Here is an 18,057-nt window from a genome sequence, read left to right as displayed (position 1 = left end):
AAAGCCAAAGTAAAAGCTGCCGTAAAAAATACGACAGCTTAAAGCCTTTTATAATGCCTTATCATTTACATCATTAAGATAAGACTCAATTTCACCTACAACCGACTCTACGCAACCGTCCTCGAATGGGGAGCGAAGGCCTGCGAATTTCACTAAATCTACAAATGACTTGCTACCACCTTGTTTGCAAAGCTCCAAGTAAGATTTCCAAGCTGCTTCGGCGTTTTCTTGAGACAATTTCCAATATTGTAATGCACAGATTTGCGCTAATGTGTAATCAATATAATAGAATGGACTGCGGTAAATATGGCCTTGTCGCTGCCAGAATCTCCCTGATTCCAAATAAGCGTTCCCCTCATAATCACGGCCAGGCATATATTTCTGTTCTATTTCTCTCCACGCCTTGCTTCTTTCAGCAGGAGTGGCTTCCGGATTCTCATAAACGAAATGTTGGAATTCATCTACTGCCACACCGTATGGAAGGAAAGAAATAGCGCCACTCAAATGGGAGAATTTGTACTTCTCGGTGTCTTCTTTAAAGAACAACTTCATCCACGGCCAAGTGAAAAACTCCATGCTCATGGAGTGAATCTCACAAGCTTCGTAAGTAGGCCAGTTATATTCCGGCACATCAAAGTCACGGCTCATATACACTTGGAAGGCATGTCCCGCTTCATGGGTAAGAACGTCAATATCACCGCTAGTACCATTAAAGTTTGAGAAGATATAAGGTGTTTTATAGGTTGGGATATACGTGCAATATCCACCAGCCTCTTTCCCTTTCTTCGCAACTAGGTCCATCAGGTTCTTATCAATCATAAATTGGAAGAACTCTTTTGTTTCCTCGGAAAGCTCTTCATACATCTGCTTTCCATTTTCTATGATCCATTCTGGAGTCCCTTTAGGTTTTGCGTTTCCAGATTTAAATTTAAATCCTTCATCATAATACTTCAAGGCATCGACACCAATACGTTCCTGCTGTCTTTCTGCAAGTTTTCCTACAAGAGGCACAATGGATTCCTTCACTTGATCACGGAATTTCGCTACCATTTCCGCATTATAATCCGTACGTGTCATTCGTGCATAGCCAAGCTCCACGAAGTTTTCGTAGCCAAGTTTTTTTGCCATTTTGGTACGGACTTTCACAAGTTGATCAAAGATTTCATCAAATTCTTCCTGGTTATCCTGGAAGAAACCGAACTTTGCTTCGCTTGCCTTTTTACGTACTTCACGGTCTTCCGACTCTGTAAAAGGATCCAATTGCGCAAGAGTCAGCTCTTCCCCGTTAAAATCGATTTTTGCAGATGCGACCAGTTTGGAGTATTTCGTACTGAGCTTATTTTCAAGCTGCAGGTCCTCGATAATGGAATCATCAAACGTTTTTAATTCACACTCTGCCAAGGCGAAAAGTTGCGTTCCCCATTTCGCTTCCAATTCTGTGCGAAAAGTTGATTTAACAAGTGCTTGATAGAATTTGGTATCCCAAGACTTTGTCAGAGGCTCGATCTCATCCAGGAAATCTTGCTCCTCTTTATAAAACTCATCATTTGTGTCAATCGAATGTCGAATATACACCAAATTAAAGTCCGTGCTTATATGGTTGCGAATATCATTGATCTCCTGAATCGCCTTCTCCTGCTCTTCAACAGAACCTGCCGCCTCAAATCTCTCCAAAGCAGCCATAAATTTCTTTTCCACCTCATCCACATTCGGACGCGTATAACTAAAATCCTCAAATCTCATATGTATTATCCCCTTTATAAACAGACTTCACCTTTATATGTATTCGACATGGATGGTGAAAATCCTTGTGGGGTCTGTCCCCCTTTGTAAGTTTTTTTCACGACAAAAAAATGACCTTCTGCTTTGAAGGTCATTTTTTTGAGGTTGCTGTTACGTTGAGTCCTAGTTTTTTGATTAGTTCGATGGCTTGTTCTTTTTCTTGTTGCGTTAAGCCGTGTAGTAGGTCGTGGATGTGTTGTTCATGCTTCGGGAAGATTTCTTGGAGCAGCTTTTTTCCATCCTCCGTGATCTGTGCATACGTGACCCTTCTGTCTTTTGGACAGGCTTTACGGGCAAGAAGCCCTTTGCTTTCTAACTTGTCTACCACATAGGTGATACTGCCACTTGCCAATAGTATTTTTCCACCGATTTGCTGAAGTGGCTGATCGCCTTTATGATAAAGAAGTTCGAGTACTGCAAATTCAGTCGGGTTTAAGTTGAAACTTTGAATGGATTGATTCGCTTGATCGTTTACTGCACGGAAAGCTCGTGATAGTACGATAAATAACTTTAAAGATGTATCCAGCTCATGTCTTTCAGCCATAATAGTCATTCCTTTTTCTAGAATATCTTGAATTAAAACTAATGGTATAGTAATTCAAGGGTTTCGTCAATCTATATTCTAGAAATTGTCAATTAAGAATACCCTGTATACTCCGCTGTTCATCTCCGCACCAAGCTTCAAACACCCTGAAGGAGAAATGTGTTAACAGCATAACCTCTACTTCCAAATCACCTTCCAATTTCCATTCACAGTTGCTTCGATCACTTTGTTTTCCATTATATAGTTTGCGATTAATTCGGACATATCCAGCGGGATGTCTTTTACGACCTCCTTCCCTTTATACATGGAATAGTCTCCTCCACCACCTGCCCGATAATTGTTCATCACCACATCAAATTCTTCACCCATTTCAAGCGGAATACCGTTTCTATTCAGTTTTACCACTCTTTCTCCAAGTGGCTTCCTTATATCCAGAATATACTCGATTCCTTCCCACATATCGTAATTATAGTGCTGAGGCTTTGGGGTGGTGAAAGAAGGATTAACTTCCAATTCCCCGCTACTGCCAATAATGAAATAGGAGGCGGAACGCTCTAATGCATCTTTTATATCTTGGCCAGATATTCGAATCACCTTCAACGTGTTAGGGTAGATATAGTTTGAAACAATATCCCTCATGGTGACATATGCAGGAAATCCAGGAGAATTGTTATGAAAAAGAGCGGTATTGGATATGGCAGCACCAGTAGCCTCCATTTGAACATTATTGATGAATTCGATTAAGGCATTATCTTGGGTACGTATTTCATTGGCATTCTTTACAAGCATATCGCCCTTAATTTTCCCCATCGGCAAATCTAACCATTCCTGTGTCGCCGTTTCATATTCCTCAATCAGTGTAACCACCTCTTGGTCCGGTTCTGAACCCTCCACAGATATAAGGTCTGCTTCCTTTGAAACGACCTGCCATCTACCATCTACATTCTCAAACGTAACTTCCGCTTTCCCTACCATTTGTCCATTCACCCCCGGCTGTACGACAAGGACATCATGGATGGATGTTGCAATGGTCCGATGCTGGTGTCCCGTCAGAAGGACATCGATTCCCTTTATTTTGCTACAGATATCATAGCCTTGATTTTCACCGGTAAGGTTTTCTGTTGCTTCCCCAGTAGACGGGTCACGCTCGAAACCACCGTGATAGCTGACAATTAATAAGTCAGGGTTTTCTTTTTCCTTAATGAGGGATACCCATTTTTCGGTGGATGCTAGAGCGTCTTTAAAAGAAAGTTTTTCGATATGGTCAGGGTTTTCCCAATTCGGTATGTAATGGGTCGTTACACCTAATACCGCCACCTTTATAGGACCTAATGTTTTAATCAAGTATGGCCTTCCTAAAAAAGGTGTTCCACTTTGTTGGTCGAGAATATTGGCGGATAACCATGGGAACCCTGATGCTTCCGCAGCATTCTTTAATACTTCAAGTCCGTAATTAAATTCATGGTTTCCGACTACAGCAGCATCATAGTTCAGATGATTCAACACAGTGATCATTGGATTTTCCAATTGTGTTTGTTTTTTAACATAATGATAGGTTAAAGGAGTTCCTTGTATCAAATCCCCATTATCGATTAATAGAATATGCTCTTTCTTTTTCCGAACCTCTTTTATGACTGTTGATACTTTTGCCAGGCCAAGGGCCGCCGCTTCATTGTTTCCATAGTTTAAGGGCATGATAGAGCCATGTACATCGCTTGTTTCGAGTATTGTTATTTTCAGCTTCAATTGGTAGCCTCCTAATCTGGATCAAACTTGATTAAAGAAAGGGCTGATCACGTTGATCAACCCTATAGAAACAAAACTTATACGATTCTTCTACGAATAGCTGAAGATAGGAAATCTATTATGGTCACCACTACGATGATCACTAAAAGAATCAAGCCCATCTCTTCCCAGTTACGATTCATCTGTGCAAATTGTATCAGTGTCCCGATACCGCCGGCTCCGACAATTCCCAGAATGGTCGAGGCACGAACATCAATCTCGAAACGATAGATAGCATAGGAAAGGAATTCTGGGATAATCTGTGGAATGACTCCTTGGAAGAGAATCTGGACTTTATTTGCGCCACTTGCTTCCATGGCCTCCACGATATTCATATCGATGGATTCCAGCACTTCCGAGTACAGTTTACCAAGCATTCCCGTAGATCCGATGGCGATAGCCAATACCCCGGCGAATGGATTCGGTCCTACTGCCACTACAAACAGTATAGCCAGGATAAGATCTGGGAATGCCCTAACCCCACTCAAGATCCACTTTCCGAACGTGGTCAGAACTTTACTTTTTGTCATATTCTGTGCAGCAAGGAAACCTAATGGGATCGCAAGAATGGCTGCCATGAGCGAGCCTGCAAATGCGATATACAAGGTTTCGACCATTGCAGACCAAACTTTGCCGATAGCTGACCACTCAGGACTGAATAGCTTTGGAATGACTCGATGGAAGTTATTGACCATTCTTTCCGCCGCACGAGTCCAGTTGATATCAATGGTGGCAAATGTCCAAACATACATTAGTACGAGGAAGAGAAAGATTCCCCAGTTTCTCACCTTTTTTATAATAGACGTCTTCTTTTTGGGAGGTAATACAAGTTCCATTATACAATCGCCTCCCTAATCTTGGTAGAAATATATTCAATAATAACGACCATTGCAAAGATAACAAGGATGATCAACATTGCGTTCGGATAGTTATAAAATCTCAGCTGTTGACTTAGAATTATCCCGATCCCTCCGGCCCCAACCAGTCCTAAAACTACCGAAGCCCGTATATTGATCTCAAATACATATAGGACAAAGGAGACGAATTGCGGCAACACCTGAGGAATCAGGGCGAATGAAATTTTCTGAAGCGTATTGGCACCAGATGCGCTCATCGCTTCCATTGGATTCATATCCACCGATTCAATGGTTTCACTGATCAACTTAGCTAAAATACCTAAAGAGAAAATAATAAGTGCAAGAATACCAGGTAATACCCCGATTCCAAATAGACCAACGAATATAACCGCAAGCACTAGATCCGGAATGGTACGCAGGATATTCAAGAATGTACGAACAGCTGTGTATACAAATTTATTGGTAGTGACGTTTTGTGCTGCCAATAGGCTTAACGGAATACATAACAAGGAAGCAACCGTTGTGGCAATGATGGCCATTTGCACGGTTGTGGCCATTGGCTCTAGAATATGTACAAATACATTCAAATTTGGCGGGAAGAACTTCACTATCACCTTAAACATATTTGGGATTCCGCTGATTAAATCGCCAATTGTGGCATTAGTCTTCACCGTACTTAGAATGTAAAAACCAATTACCAATGAAAAAATGACACTCAATTTAAATTTCGTTTTTGCAGGAAGGAGTGAAGGTGCTGTCTTGTTCTCTTCTAGCTTCACTGTTCTACACCTCCGCGCAAATCGTCTTCCCGAATTGCACGACCATAGATTTGTTCGAACGTCTTCTCTGATACTTCTGAAACAGGTCCATCAAAAACCACTTCTCCTGCTCTCATCCCGATGATGCGATCCGCATACTCCATTGCCATATCAATGAAATGAAGATTTACGATTGTAGTGATTTTGTCTTCTTTATTGATTTTCTTCAAATAAGTCATTACCTGATGGGAGGTTGGTGGATCAAGTGATGCAACCGGCTCATCAGCCAAAATATACTTGGGTTTTTGAGTCAACACCCGTGCAATACTGACACGTTGCTGCTGCCCGCCACTCAATTCATCTGCACGGTTATAAAGCTTTTCTTCTATATTGACACGCTTTAAACTTTCATAAGCTAGTGCTAAGTCTTCTTTCTTGAAAAGATTGAACATGGAACGTAATGTTCCTGTATATCCTAAACGACCAGCAAGAACATTTTTCAAAACATTCGATCTTTTTACCAGATTATAGTTCTGAAAAATCATTCCTACTTTGGTTCGTAGCTTTCTGAGATCAGTGTTTCTGTATGCTAGGATGTTTTCATTATCAACATTCAGTTCTCCTGAGGTTGGAGTGACCAAACGATTGATACTTCTGATAAATGTCGATTTACCTGCACCGGACAGGCCGACAATAACAACAAATTCACCCTCATTGATTGTTACATTAATATTCTTCAACCCTTGCGTTCCGTTCGGATACACCAAGGAAACATCTTTGAACTGTATCATGTTGCAAACCCCCTCAATTCTTTACACACAAATAAAATAGGGGGAAGTAAGCAACCTCCCCCTGGATTGCGAATCATATTAAATTAGAAAGAAATGGAATCCTTGAATTTTTCATATGTCTCTTTTACAACTTTATACTCTTCATCAGTTGCTTCACTGATTGCATCCCAGTTGTAAACGTCATTCATGATTTGGATCATTTCTTCGTCATCATTGAAAGAAAGGAATGCATCTTTGATTTGTTGAACCAATTCTTTATCAAGCTCTTTCGTTACAGAAATCGTGTCGTTTGGAATTTCTTCTGTATAGCCAAGTACCTTTAAATCTTCCATGATCGTATCATATTCTTCTGTAAGTGTTGTACGAACATCGTCAAAAGTTGTTGCTACATCAGCGTCACCTTCCAATACTGCGATAGCAGCTTGGTCGTGACCACCTGTTTGAATAGTATCTGAGAAGAAATTCGTTTGTAGATCTTGAGTAGATGAGATATCGAACTCATCCATTAATTGGGAAGCTGGGAATAGGAATCCGGATGTTGAAGTTGCATCCCCGTAAGCCCATACTTTTCCTTCCAGATCAGCTAATGATTCAATTCCAGAATCAGCTCTTACAAGGTATTGCGCCTTGTATGTACCGCTTCCGTGTCTCATGGATTTAAGGATTACTTCAGCGCCATATTGCTCATTTGCAAGTACATAACCGAATGCTGGAATAAATCCAACGTGTACAGTGTTAGAACCCATTGCTTCAATTAGTGCTGTGTAGTCAGTCATTACACGACCTTCCACTTCCACTCCAAGTTCTTCCCCTAAACGGTCAGCCAATGGTTGTACAGTGTCCGCAATGGAGTCAGAATCTTGGGAAGGTACAAATCCCATTACAATTTTTTCCGGTTTAATTTGCTCTCCGGAGTCTCCATTGCTGGAGTTGGTGTTCTCAGTGCCCGAGTTGTTGCTGCCACATGCAGTTAAGCTGATTGCTAGAATCGCAACCAAAAAGATTGATAAAAACTTTTTCATTTTTCTTTTTCCCCCTAAGAAATGATGATGTTGTTTTCTCACAATTAAAAGTATAACGAAACTTTTCTACATTAGGCTACATTTTTTTCTCTTTTTTTACAAAATGTTAAAAATATTTACTTTTCATTGCAGAAATATCAACTTTTTAGTCAGTTTCTTAACACTGCCTTAACAATCAGTTAATATTTTCTGCAAAAGACCGACTCAGATGTCGGATGATTGATGAGGGACGTCCTTCAAAAAGAACTTTTGATTTATAAATTTATATCTAGCATTATTATTGGTACAATAACCTTAATACTTTTGGTTTATTGAAATATTTAATGGGAGTAATCGTACTATTCTATTTCTAATAGGATTCAGAACCAGAAAGGAATTATAGATATGAAAGAAGCTTTATTGGGAAGTGTTTTAGCTGCAATGTCAACCGGTTTGGGAGCCTTGCCTATCCTGTTTTTAAAAAACACCTTGACGCACAGGTGGAAAGATACACTGCTAGCTTTTACCGCAGGTATCATGATGGCTGCCGCAACATTAAGTTTAATACCGGAAGCACTATCATATGGAGGATTTCTTCCTTTAGGGGTTGGATTACTTTTTGGGGTCATTATTCTGACACTACTGGAAAAGTCGATTCCTCATATCGATCTTGAGCATAATAGAAAAGGAATTGCTTTTGACCAGAAAGCGATGCTGATAGTTGCTGCCATTACCTTGCATAATATACCTGAGGGACTTTCTGTAGGTGTAAGTTATGCATCGGATGCAGAAGAAACTGGAAATTTAATTGCATTTGCGATAGGGTTACAAAATGCTCCTGAGGGATTCTTGGTGGCATTGTTTTTAATGAATCAAAAAATAACGAGGATGAAAGCTTTTGTAGTAGCTACGTTGACTGGGGCGGTTGAAGTACCAATGGCCATACTCGGTTTCTATTTGACTTCGGTAGTCTCTGCACTTGTTCCTTATGGTCTTGCTTTTGCCGCAGGAGCCATGTTGTATATCATTTATAAAGAATTAATTCCTGAAAGTCATGGGGATGGTCACGAGACTTCCTCGACATACTCCTTTATTATCGGATTATTGTTTATGATATTTTTAATCCAAATTTTTTAGCCGTTCCTCATGGGCGGCTATTTTTCTTTTTCCATTTATATTTATATCTATTTTTTGTCGTAAATCATTTCTTGGTATTGATAAATCAACTTGTCCAGATCTTGACTGCATTTTACAGTTTGCTCACTGATATAACCTGTTTTGTTGGCAATGGCAATCATATTGTCCCTTTTTTCTTTAATTAATAATAACAAGTGATCTACATACCCTTCATAAGTCACTGTCTATTCGCCCCTTCTCTCTCTATAATCCACAATAGGAATTATGACAATAATTTCTATAATTGTAAATAGAATCGCAAAGTTAGACATTTTTTTCATTGATTTTTTTATTATATTTAGATAAAAATAGTACAAAGTATCTAGAGAGAGTAAGCTTAGTTGGATAAATACCAAAAAACAAGTGTGCAGTTTTTGTCGAATCTATAACAAAGCAGGTGGATGTATGAAACGATTATTGATGATCATCATGAGCTTTTCCATCCTTTACAACTTTTCCAGTCAAGAGGCTTCAGCAGAAGAACATACAAGCAATAAAGTGGCCATTGTCATTGATGACTTCGGGAACAACATGAAAGGAACAGAAGAGATCCTTCAATTACCTGTATCCCTGACAGTGGCGGTCATGCCATTCTTATCCACTACCAAAAAGGATGCTGAAATGGCACATCGTTTAGGTCATGAAGTGATCCTGCACTTGCCCATGGAGCCTTTAAAAGGAAAAAGAAGTTGGCTCGGTCCTGGTGCCATCACATCCAACCTATCCGACGAGGAAATATACAAAAGGGTAAATGATGCCATAGATTCCGTTCCCTATGCAGTCGGCATAAATAATCATATGGGGTCCAAAATAACAGCTGATGAACGTATTATGAGTGTGATTTTAGGTATCTGTAAAGAGAGAAACCTTTACTATCTCGACAGTAAAACAACCAAAAAGAGTGTTGTCGCTGAATTGGCCACTAAGATGGGTGTCCCTTTTTTAGAAAATGAACTGTTTTTTGACGAAGTTTTTACCACCAATCATATTGTGAAGCAGACTACTCAGCTAATCAAGAAAACGGAAGTAGATGATTCCATTATTGCAATTGGTCATGTTGGGGTAGTTGGCGAGAAGACCGCAAGTGTACTGAAACAATACATCCCAAAATTAAAGGATAAAGCAGAAATTGTCACTCTATCCAATATTTTAATAGATAAAGAAATTTTATTGCACTAAAGAATGAGCGGTCCCCAATGTGGAGACCGCTCAAAACTTTTGGAAGTTTATGTTCTAGTTTTGTACATCTATTTGATCTACGTGTGTCACTCTGAATTCTTTTTCTCCAAGTTTTTTCACCAGCTTATTAACCTTCTCTTCAGGTAATTCAGCGGGAAGATTCACTATGATTCGTCTTAAGTATTTTTCCCCATTATCTAGAGTGAGCATGCCGTCGATATTGATATCCTTTAGCATGGATACAAGATCCTTGATGGCACCTTTATGTTCAATTGTTGCAATAGTGAGAGTATATCCCCCTGTTTTCATGCCAAATGAATCGGCAAGCACATCCATGACATTCGCGTGGGTCAATATCCCTAGAAATTCATGGTCCTCATTCAGCACTGCGATGAACGGCAAGCGCTTGATTGTGAAGAAAGCCTTGAAAAAGGAGTCTTCTTCAAAGATGAATGCGTCTTGACTTTTTATCAGTACTTCAATGGAATCATCTTCACTACCCTTTTCTTCATAAAGGTAATCAAGCAGATGAACTTTGTAGACAAGGCCAAGGAAGTTATGGCCATCATTGGAAAGGATCGGAATGCACCGATAGCCAGTATCCTTAATTTTCTCATATGCCTGTTTGATGGTATAAGTTGGTTCACAATACTGAACATCATGCTTAGGCACAAAATTGTAGCGGACCTTCATCTCTTTCACTCCTCAGTCAAATATATGTATAAAGCTACTTTAACATTAGCATATTTGACTTTAGCGGTAAAGAAAATTCATAATATTTTAACAACTTGTCTTTTTTCTTATTTTGCAGCATTTGCTGCCACCTGAACTGCATCCCAAACAGTAGCATAGGGTGGGGCATAACAAAGGTCTAGCATTGCAATTTGCTTGGTAGACAATCCGCAGGTGATTGCCGTTGCATAGACATCCAATCTCTTGGCAATAGATATATCCTTACCAACCATTTGTGCACCAAGCAGCTTTTGTGAGCCCTTTTCATAAACAAGCTTGATATGTATCGTTTTGGCGTCCGGATAGTAGGAAGCATGGTTATTTGTTTCAATGACTACACTTTCAATGTCGAATTCCTCTTTTTCCGCCTCTTTTTCGGTCAGTCCAGTCATGGCAACGGTCCATTCCATCACTTTCACAACATTTGTTCCAAGTATCCCTTTGAAAGTGGATGGGATGCCAGCCAAATTATCTGCAGCCACTCTTCCATGTTTGTTCGCCGTTGTGCCTAGACCGATATTGACAGGTCTGTTCAATAGAAGGTGATTACTTGTTGCACAATCACCAGCAGCATAGATGGATGGGAGGCTAGTCTTTTGATGGGTGTCTACGATAATCGCCCCGTTTTCAAGCATATCCATTCCTAGGTCTTTAACAAACTCCGTGTTCGGTTTATTTCCGATGTTGACGATTACTGCATCCACTTCAATAGTGCCCTTGTCCGTCATTATATGTGACACTTTATCACCGGTTACCTTAAGTTCCTTCACTTCTTCTCCCGTTCGAATGGAAGCACCTTGTTTCGAATTCAGCGAATCCGAAATAATATTGGCCATTTCGGCATCATAATTGGGTAATATCTGGTCCTGTAGCTCGATTACCACAACTTCTTTCCCAAGCTCCAGCATGCTCTCCACAAGTTCCATTCCAATGTACCCACCACCTATGATGCCTACCTTCTTAATTGCCTTATCGCAAAAGTACTCTCTCATCCTGATACCATCATTTAAGGTTTTCAATGTGTGAACATTTGTTGCCTCCTTTGGAATGAAAGGCGGAACAATCGGTTTTGATCCTGTTGCAATAAGTAATTTATCGTAGTCGACCCATGTATCCACTCCTGTAATAAGGTTTTTCACCTTTACTCTTTGTCTTTCAGGATCAACATTTATTGCCTCATGGCGAATATGTACTTGGATGTCGCGTTTCTCAAAATCTTCCACAGTCCTTGCCAGCAAGTCTTCATGGGATTTTGTTATTCCTGATATGTAGTACGGTAGGCCACATGCACCGTAGGATATATGTGAATCTTTTTCAAATACGCTGATTTTCACCTTTTCATCCAACCTTCTAAGTTTGGAGGCAGCGCTCATTCCACCTGCAATGCCACCTATTATCACCACATGCTCCATTATGCCTTCCTCCTAAATCTATCTCTGTTTTCATACCATTATATTCCCTCCAGACAGATAAAGTAGTCATGAAAAATAAAAAACAGATGACCCTGCTGCCAACGCAAGGTTATCTGTTTTTTTATTAGTTATTCACTTCTTCTTTTTCATAAATCGGTACCCAACCTTCTGTGGTTACGAAGATTCGAACTGCGACTACTTTACGATCCCCCATTAAGGTGAAATAGTGGCGGACATTTGGCGGGACAGAGATCAAATCGCCAGGCTCCAATTCTACATCAAAGAAAGAGCCATCCTTTCCTTGAATAACGAATATACCATGGCCACTGACAATGAATCGAACTTCATCATCTGTATGATGGTGCTCTTTATTGAAGTTTTGAAGAAGTTGCTCCAAGTTAGGTGTTGTATCAGATAAAGAGATAACATCTTGTGCCTTGTACCCTCTTTTTATAGAAATCGCAGCAATCTCATCTTTAAAGACTGTTAGGATCTCTTCTTTGTTTTCATCTGTTAAAGAAAAGTTTTCCTGCAAGTGTTGAGGGAGTTTCGCAATGTCCCAGTTTTCGTAGATTACTTCATTATCATTTAGAAAGCTTTCCACCTTTTCTTTCCCACTAATTCTTTCATTTGTTTCGTGTAATCTGATTTCTGCCATGTTAAATTCCTCCTTATTTTATATCTCTATTAAACACCGCTGTTCCTTTCCGCAAATGGCTCGCTTTCCGCGGGACGGTGCTTGAGCCTCCTCACAACGCTTCAGGGGTCTCAACCTACCGTTACTCCCCCGCTGGAATCTTCACCATTTGCTCCAATCCACAGCTAGGGAAACTATTGAACTAACTTTTCTAACTAAGATTTAAATAGATATTTTGGGTTGAACCAAATTTTTCACGCTTAATAATTTCAAATGATAGGAGAATAGAAACTCCCAGGCCTCTAGGTATTTTTTCGCTTCAAAGGCGGTTTTGCCCCATACAGTGATTCCATGATTCCTTATGAGGACAGCGCCAGCATCTCTATCTATATAGTTAGAAAACTCGTCTGCTAAAGTTGGTATATCCGCATAGTTTTTTATGATTGGGATGCTTACTTCTGCATCTTCCTCCCAAATACCGAATGCTTTAATAATTTCTTGTCCTTTAAATGTAATCTGTCCGTGGTCACCATACAGCTCAGAGATCACATTATTATCTACTGTATGGACATGCAAGGAACATCCTGCATTTGTCTTCCGGTATACTTCCAGATGTAGCAGGGTTTCTGCTGAAGGTTTCAAGCTAGTGTTTTCAACAGCTTTACCTAATTCATCTACAAGGAGGAAATCTTCTGAGGTTATCTTCCTTTTATCTTTGCCGCTTGAGGAAACCAAGAATTGCAGTGGGACATCTGATACTTTGATAGAAAGGTTTCCACTTGTGCCAAAAAACCAATCGCGCACTGCCAACTCTTCCTTGACATCAGAAAGCTCTGACCATTTCTTCAAAAATTGACTCATGCTGTCACCTCCCGTTTTTTCAGGATTTTCATCACATCATAAAATGTTTCGAATGGGGAAAAGCTGATGGAATGTTCCTCACACTTTTTGATAAGAAAGTCTCTCGCTATCACTTGGTCAGCAAGTTTAGCTGCTTCTAAATCTGTAATGGAATCGCCGATCACTATTTTATAGGTGTCTGTTTCGGCAAGCTTTCTGATAATGGATGGCTTGCAGCAACCACAACCATTGTTACACTCCTCATCACATGCATGCGGCCAAAGGATGTTTATTGTTTCTCCTGAAAAATCGGAGTGATTGCAGTAGATGTTCGCTTCTTCTACCACTCCGTCTAAAAGTGGCTCTACAAAGAAATCAATGCCGCCAGAAACAATATAAAGTGGAATACCCTCTTCTTTTGTAAAAGCCACAAACTCTCTGAAGCCATCACGAATCTCAGCATGAGCTAATATATATTCCGTAATAATCTCCTTTTTCTCAGAAGGAAGAAGCGCAAACATTTTTCCCACCCCTTCCTTGATGGAGATTTCCTGGGATAGTACCTTATCTTTAATGTCGTCCCATTCTGCCGGGGCGAATTTCTTCATAATGGCAATGATATTGTCACTGTTAGTGATGGTTCCATCGAAGTCGCAAAATATCATCGGCTTTTTAGCTGTCATGTTGTAACCTCCACACTTCCCCACTGCTTAAGGGCTACCTCTAATTCAGGATGATTTTGGGCGTAAGCTGCAAGTGATTCCCCAGCCTTAACAGCATCTACTGCCTGACGGAAAGCTTTAGCGCCGGATGCCCCACCAAGCTCATGGCCGTGGACCCCTCCTCCTGCATTGATAACCGCATCGTTTCCAAAGTCCTGATAAAGGAGCGGTACAAGTCCTGGGTGTATCCCAGCTGATGGTACAGGCAAAGTCTTTTTCAGCTGATTGTCAGCTACTGTTAGGGCATCACGGATTCCGAGCGCCTGTTCTTTTGGTAAAGCAACACTTCCATAAGGCGATGGAAATAAAGAAAAGTCAGCTCCGGCATAGCGTAAAAGTTTCCCCAATAGCAATTCATTGGATATGCCATAAAACTCTGACGGGGTGACTGCTCCACTAACCGCCGGATGTGCCATGATTGGAATAGATACTTCCTTGTCTTCTGCCAAACTTTGAAGTGTATCAAGTCCATATGCAAAAACATTGAATAGTAGAAAATCAGCACCCAATTCTACCGCCCTTTTTGCTTTATCCTTAAGCTCTAATGTACGGCCTGTCAGGTTTACCGCATATCTTGCACGATGACTTGTCTCTTCTTTCACTTCCTCAAGTATCCTTTTGCCTTCGGTAATCCTTTTTTCAAATGGGGTAAGGTCGTTTTCAAACAATATTTCATCATCCTTGATGAAATCCACTCCCCCAAGTGCCTGATCCTTCAATTGATCCGTAAGATATTCAAGGTCCCTACCAATTACTCCTTTGAAAATGCTCATGACAAATGGTCTATCATGAACGCCAGTAATGGAGCGTATCCCCTCTAGTCCGAATTTCGGTCCAGGATATGCTAGCTTTAAGTCATTGCTGAATTCAAGATCAATCAACTTTATTTCCCCATCTAAAGACAACTTGCCAAATACTGTCGTTAAAATGGCAGGCAGGTCGTTGCTATAATTGAGACTAGGATATGCAATTTGAATAATCCCGCGTGTTACCCCTTTTCCTAAATATGCATCCACCCTCTCACTTGACGAGAGCTTTTTCACGCTTACGACTCTTCCTTTATGCTTTTTCAGTTGTTGCTGTTCAAGCTGCGGGAGGTCCGTCCAAGATCCGATTGTAAGCCCGAGCGCGATACCTTCCGCTTTTTTTTCGAGATTCCCTTTATGATCATGAACCAGATAGGTTGCTAGAATTTCTGACATTATGTACACCCTTTCTATCGATGATAAAAAAACAAAAAACCCCTTCCATAAGAAGAGGTTAGTCTATCTAACGTCCTCTTATCTATCAGCTTCATGCTGCAAGATTTAGCACCGTGCTTAATAAAATTAAGTCGGTTGCCGGGTTTCATCGGGCCAGTCCCTCCACCTGCTCTTGATAAGATTGGATTATATATATAATTCAAATAATCTAAATACTCAATTCTAGTTGAGATTATGACATCATTTGGAGTTTATGTCAACAGACTATTCAGAAAATCTTTAATCCTCTGATTCGTTGAACTGCTTCTTGCAATCTTTCCGTACTGGTTAATAGCCCGACGCGTACATAACCCTCGCCAAAGGACCCAAAGCCAATACCAGGGGCTACCACCACATGTGCTTCTTCAAGCAGCTTATCTGCAAACTCCTCGGAAGTATAGCCTTCCGGAACTTTTAACCATGCAAAAAAGGATCCATTTGGTGCCTTCACTTCCCAGCCAATTTCCTGTAAACCATGAATAAGGACATTTCGTCTTTCCTCATACAAATCTACCAACTCTTGTACACAGGTTTGTTTATCTAACAAAGCGGTTGCAGCCGCCTCTTGGATGGCACCAAAAATACTGACATAAATATGGTCCTGCAAAAGATTGATTGCTTTAATCACACTTGCATTCCCTACAGCAAACCCCACTCGCCAGCCTGCCATATTAAAAGTTTTCGACAAAGTATAGATTTCAATCCCGACATCTTTCGCACCAGAAGTCTGTAAGAAACTAAGTGGTTTTTTTCCGTCAAACCCGATAGCACCATAGGCAAAGTCATGTACAACGCAAATATCGTGCTCATTTGCAACTTCTACCGTTTCTCTGAAGAAAGCAGAATTCGCTACAGCTCCTGTCGGATTATTGGGATAATTGAGGAACATAAGCTTCGCAGATTTTAAGACCTCTGGATTGATATCTTCATAGTCTGGTAAAAAATGATATACTTCTTTTAAAGGCATGTATTCCATTTTAGCTTTAGCCAATGCAACACCAGACCAATAATCCGGATAGCCCGGATCTGGGACAAGTGCTGTATCCCCTTCATTTAATAAACATTGGGGGATTTCCACCAGTCCAGCCTTGCCACCAAAAAGTATGGCCACTTCGGTTTCTGGATTTATGTCCACATCGTATTCTCGTTTATAAAAAGTTGCGATCGCTTCTTTAAAAAAATGATGACCCTGAAATGGGGAATATTTATGATGATTTGGTTTTTCTACGGCTTCCTGTAACGACTTTACAATATGTGCTGGAGTCGGCTGGTCAGGGTTTCCTTGTCCAAGATTAATAACATCATGACCTTGTGCAACAACCTTCCCCACTTTTTCAACCAATGAAGCAAAGAACTGTTTAGGCAGTGTATTTAATAATTCAGATTGTTGAAAGTGTTTCACCTTTTTCACCTACTTAAAAAATTCTTGAAATCCTAGTCACAAATCATATAGTGTTAGATTCAACTTGTAAAGTATTTTTTCAACGGGGGGATAAAATTATGAAATGGAAAATAGCTTGTATTCAATTTGATGTAGCCTTTGGAGATCCTGAAGCAAATATAGAAAAAGCATGTGAACTTTTGACAGTTGCAGGAAAGGATCGACCAGATATCATTGTCCTTCCTGAACTCTGGTCCACAGGCTATGACCTTGGACGCCTTGATAAAATTGCAGATTCCGGCGGTTTTGTCACCACCAAATTCCTTAAATCTGCTGCAAAAGAACTGAAAACTCACATTGTGGGCGGCTCTGTCGCGAAAAAAACGAACAAAGGAATTTATAATACGATGATTACCGTCAACAAAGATGGAGAAGTTGCCGGCGAGTATAGCAAATTGCATCTTTTTCGATTGATGGACGAGCATCACTTCCTCCAGCCAGGAAAAACGGATGGGATGTTTGAGCTTGATGGAGAAACTTGTGCTGGTTTCATTTGCTATGATATTCGTTTTCCTGAATGGATCCGTGCGCACACTACAAAAGATGCAAAAGCAATTTTCGTTGTTGCAGAATGGCCTTTGGCAAGAGTTGACCATTGGCGTACCCTTCTTATTGCCCGGGCCATTGAGAACCAGTGTTATGTAATCGCTTGTAACCGTTCAGGCGCGGACCCCAAGAATGCTTTTGCAGGACACTCCATGATTATCGATCCATGGGGAGAGATTTTGGCCGAAGCAGGAGAAACAGAAGAGATCATCACGGCTGAAATTGATTTGGCGAAAGTGGAAGAAGTAAGAAAAAGAATCCCGATCTTCGAAGACCGAAGACCACAATACTATTAAAATAGGATTTTTTTATATTACACCGCTGTTGCTTTTCGTAACGGGCTTCGCTTTCCACGGGGCGCTTGGGGAGTTTTCGCCCTTTACTACAAACATCAGCTACAAATCTCTCTAAAATAGAACTGTTTTACAATGTTTGTTGTTTTTTGAAAGATCCAAGCAAAACTAGTGGATTGGAGCGAAAGGCACTCGACTCCGGCGGGAGGTAGCGGTAGTCTTGAGACCCCGCAACGAAGTGAGGAGGCTCAAGCACCGCCCCGCGGAAAGCGAGTGACTGTAGCGGAAAGGAACGGGTAAACTTTGTAGGCAATATTACT

Annotated in this window: 18 protein-coding genes and 1 riboswitch; of the genes, 3 read left to right on the top strand and 15 right to left on the bottom strand. The window is 40.6% G+C overall.

Annotated features, from left to right (window positions below; translation table 11 throughout):
• Positions 1–48 precede the first annotated feature (48 nt).
• From EKQ44_RS01115 to EKQ44_RS01085, 7 genes are all read right to left on the bottom strand, one after another.
• The gene (locus EKQ44_RS01115) at positions 49–1,743 is read right to left on the bottom strand and encodes a M3 family oligoendopeptidase (RefSeq protein ID WP_237661683.1); all 1,695 of its coding nucleotides are present in this window, start codon (positions 1,741–1,743) and stop codon (positions 49–51) included.
• A 130-nt stretch (positions 1,744–1,873) separates the two neighbouring features.
• Positions 1,874–2,326: a MarR family winged helix-turn-helix transcriptional regulator gene (locus EKQ44_RS01110; RefSeq protein WP_237661682.1), complete on the bottom strand. Its 453-nt coding sequence runs from the start codon at positions 2,324–2,326 to the stop codon at positions 1,874–1,876.
• A gap of 177 nt (positions 2,327–2,503) precedes the next feature.
• Positions 2,504–4,072 (bottom strand): bifunctional metallophosphatase/5'-nucleotidase, encoded by a 1,569-nt coding sequence (locus EKQ44_RS01105; protein ID WP_269151511.1) that lies wholly within the window; start codon positions 4,070–4,072, stop codon positions 2,504–2,506.
• Between the two features lie 77 nt (positions 4,073–4,149).
• Entirely contained in the window at positions 4,150–4,947 is a 798-nt protein-coding gene (gene phnE, locus EKQ44_RS01100; RefSeq protein ID WP_237661681.1) for a phosphonate ABC transporter, permease protein PhnE, read from the bottom strand.
• Positions 4,947–5,747, bottom strand: a complete 801-nt coding sequence (gene phnE, locus EKQ44_RS01095) for a phosphonate ABC transporter, permease protein PhnE (RefSeq protein WP_237661680.1) — start codon at positions 5,745–5,747, stop codon at positions 4,947–4,949. The genes phnE (EKQ44_RS01100) and phnE (EKQ44_RS01095) overlap by 1 nt, the downstream gene beginning before the upstream one ends.
• Complete coding sequence (phnC, locus tag EKQ44_RS01090; protein WP_237661679.1) at positions 5,744–6,517, bottom strand: phosphonate ABC transporter ATP-binding protein; 774 nt, start codon at positions 6,515–6,517, stop codon at positions 5,744–5,746. The genes phnE (EKQ44_RS01095) and phnC overlap by 4 nt, the downstream gene beginning before the upstream one ends.
• 83 nt (positions 6,518–6,600) lie before the next feature.
• Positions 6,601–7,539: a phosphate/phosphite/phosphonate ABC transporter substrate-binding protein gene (locus tag EKQ44_RS01085; RefSeq protein ID WP_237661678.1), complete on the bottom strand. Its 939-nt coding sequence runs from the start codon at positions 7,537–7,539 to the stop codon at positions 6,601–6,603.
• Between the two features lie 384 nt (positions 7,540–7,923).
• Here EKQ44_RS01085 and EKQ44_RS01080 point away from each other — a divergent pair, with 384 nt between their 5' ends.
• Complete coding sequence (locus tag EKQ44_RS01080; RefSeq protein ID WP_237661677.1) at positions 7,924–8,655, top strand: ZIP family metal transporter; 732 nt, start codon at positions 7,924–7,926, stop codon at positions 8,653–8,655.
• Between the two features lie 47 nt (positions 8,656–8,702).
• On the opposite strand, the gene EKQ44_RS01075 is transcribed toward EKQ44_RS01080, so the two are convergent.
• The gene (locus EKQ44_RS01075) at positions 8,703–8,876 is read right to left on the bottom strand and encodes an aspartyl-phosphate phosphatase Spo0E family protein (protein ID WP_237661676.1); all 174 of its coding nucleotides are present in this window, start codon (positions 8,874–8,876) and stop codon (positions 8,703–8,705) included.
• 223 nt (positions 8,877–9,099) lie between these two features.
• On the opposite strand from EKQ44_RS01075, the gene EKQ44_RS01070 reads away from it, so the two are divergent.
• A complete protein-coding gene (locus EKQ44_RS01070) occupies positions 9,100–9,873 on the top strand; it encodes a divergent polysaccharide deacetylase family protein (protein ID WP_237661675.1) in 774 nt (257 codons plus the stop codon).
• A gap of 54 nt (positions 9,874–9,927) precedes the next feature.
• Here EKQ44_RS01070 and cbpA read toward each other — a convergent pair whose 3' ends face one another.
• The 7 genes from cbpA to EKQ44_RS01035 form a co-directional block, all read right to left on the bottom strand.
• Complete coding sequence (cbpA, locus tag EKQ44_RS01065; protein WP_237661674.1) at positions 9,928–10,566, bottom strand: cyclic di-AMP binding protein CbpA; 639 nt, start codon at positions 10,564–10,566, stop codon at positions 9,928–9,930.
• Positions 10,567–10,673: 107 nt separating this feature from the next.
• Positions 10,674–12,017 (bottom strand): CoA-disulfide reductase, encoded by a 1,344-nt coding sequence (locus tag EKQ44_RS01060; protein ID WP_237661673.1) that lies wholly within the window; start codon positions 12,015–12,017, stop codon positions 10,674–10,676.
• 124 nt (positions 12,018–12,141) lie between these two features.
• Positions 12,142–12,675 (bottom strand): 1,2-dihydroxy-3-keto-5-methylthiopentene dioxygenase, encoded by a 534-nt coding sequence (locus tag EKQ44_RS01055; protein WP_237661672.1) that lies wholly within the window; start codon positions 12,673–12,675, stop codon positions 12,142–12,144.
• Positions 12,676–12,876: 201 nt separating this feature from the next.
• Positions 12,877–13,515, bottom strand: coding sequence for a methylthioribulose 1-phosphate dehydratase (locus EKQ44_RS01050; protein ID WP_237661671.1), 639 nt, complete (start codon positions 13,513–13,515; stop codon positions 12,877–12,879).
• Positions 13,512–14,177 (bottom strand): 2-hydroxy-3-keto-5-methylthiopentenyl-1-phosphate phosphatase, encoded by a 666-nt coding sequence (locus tag EKQ44_RS01045; RefSeq protein WP_237661670.1) that lies wholly within the window; start codon positions 14,175–14,177, stop codon positions 13,512–13,514. The genes EKQ44_RS01050 and EKQ44_RS01045 overlap by 4 nt, the downstream gene beginning before the upstream one ends.
• A complete protein-coding gene (gene mtnW / locus EKQ44_RS01040; RefSeq protein WP_237661669.1) occupies positions 14,174–15,418 on the bottom strand; it encodes a 2,3-diketo-5-methylthiopentyl-1-phosphate enolase in 1,245 nt (414 codons plus the stop codon). The genes EKQ44_RS01045 and mtnW overlap by 4 nt, the downstream gene beginning before the upstream one ends.
• Positions 15,419–15,493: 75 nt before the next feature.
• A riboswitch (SAM riboswitch) is annotated at positions 15,494–15,600 on the bottom strand.
• Positions 15,601–15,686: 86 nt separating this feature from the next.
• Positions 15,687–16,859 (bottom strand): pyridoxal phosphate-dependent aminotransferase, encoded by a 1,173-nt coding sequence (locus EKQ44_RS01035; RefSeq protein ID WP_237661668.1) that lies wholly within the window; start codon positions 16,857–16,859, stop codon positions 15,687–15,689.
• A gap of 98 nt (positions 16,860–16,957) precedes the next feature.
• Between EKQ44_RS01035 and EKQ44_RS01030 the strand changes: the two genes are divergently transcribed.
• Entirely contained in the window at positions 16,958–17,740 is a 783-nt protein-coding gene (locus tag EKQ44_RS01030; protein WP_237661667.1) for a carbon-nitrogen family hydrolase, read from the top strand.
• Positions 17,741–18,057: the final 317 nt, after the last annotated feature.

Source organism: Sutcliffiella horikoshii, assembly GCF_021991925.1.
GTDB lineage: Bacteria > Bacillota > Bacilli > Bacillales > Bacillaceae_I > Sutcliffiella_A > Sutcliffiella_A horikoshii_F.
The sequence above is the reverse complement of the archived record's forward strand: the minus strand, read 5'-3'. Positions and strand labels throughout refer to the sequence as shown.

Excerpts from the sequence above, each read along its gene's own strand:
- EKQ44_RS01115 (WP_237661683.1), bottom strand. The coding sequence starts at position 1,743 with ATGAGATTTGAGGATTTTAGTTATACGCGTCCGAATGTGGATGAGGTG.
- EKQ44_RS01110 (WP_237661682.1), bottom strand. The coding sequence starts at position 2,326 with ATGGCTGAAAGACATGAGCTGGATACATCTTTAAAGTTATTTATCGTA.
- phnE (WP_237661681.1), bottom strand. The coding sequence starts at position 4,947 with ATGGAACTTGTATTACCTCCCAAAAAGAAGACGTCTATTATAAAAAAG.
- phnC (WP_237661679.1), bottom strand. The coding sequence starts at position 6,517 with ATGATACAGTTCAAAGATGTTTCCTTGGTGTATCCGAACGGAACGCAA.
- EKQ44_RS01085 (WP_237661678.1), bottom strand. The coding sequence starts at position 7,539 with ATGAAAAAGTTTTTATCAATCTTTTTGGTTGCGATTCTAGCAATCAGC.
- EKQ44_RS01080 (WP_237661677.1), top strand. The coding sequence starts at position 7,924 with ATGAAAGAAGCTTTATTGGGAAGTGTTTTAGCTGCAATGTCAACCGGT.
- EKQ44_RS01070 (WP_237661675.1), top strand. The coding sequence starts at position 9,100 with ATGAAACGATTATTGATGATCATCATGAGCTTTTCCATCCTTTACAAC.
- cbpA (WP_237661674.1), bottom strand. The coding sequence starts at position 10,566 with ATGAAGGTCCGCTACAATTTTGTGCCTAAGCATGATGTTCAGTATTGT.
- EKQ44_RS01060 (WP_237661673.1), bottom strand. The coding sequence starts at position 12,017 with ATGGAGCATGTGGTGATAATAGGTGGCATTGCAGGTGGAATGAGCGCT.
- EKQ44_RS01055 (WP_237661672.1), bottom strand. The coding sequence starts at position 12,675 with ATGGCAGAAATCAGATTACACGAAACAAATGAAAGAATTAGTGGGAAA.
- EKQ44_RS01050 (WP_237661671.1), bottom strand. The coding sequence starts at position 13,515 with ATGAGTCAATTTTTGAAGAAATGGTCAGAGCTTTCTGATGTCAAGGAA.
- EKQ44_RS01045 (WP_237661670.1), bottom strand. The coding sequence starts at position 14,177 with ATGACAGCTAAAAAGCCGATGATATTTTGCGACTTCGATGGAACCATC.
- mtnW (WP_237661669.1), bottom strand. The coding sequence starts at position 15,418 with ATGTCAGAAATTCTAGCAACCTATCTGGTTCATGATCATAAAGGGAAT.
- EKQ44_RS01030 (WP_237661667.1), top strand. The coding sequence starts at position 16,958 with ATGAAATGGAAAATAGCTTGTATTCAATTTGATGTAGCCTTTGGAGAT.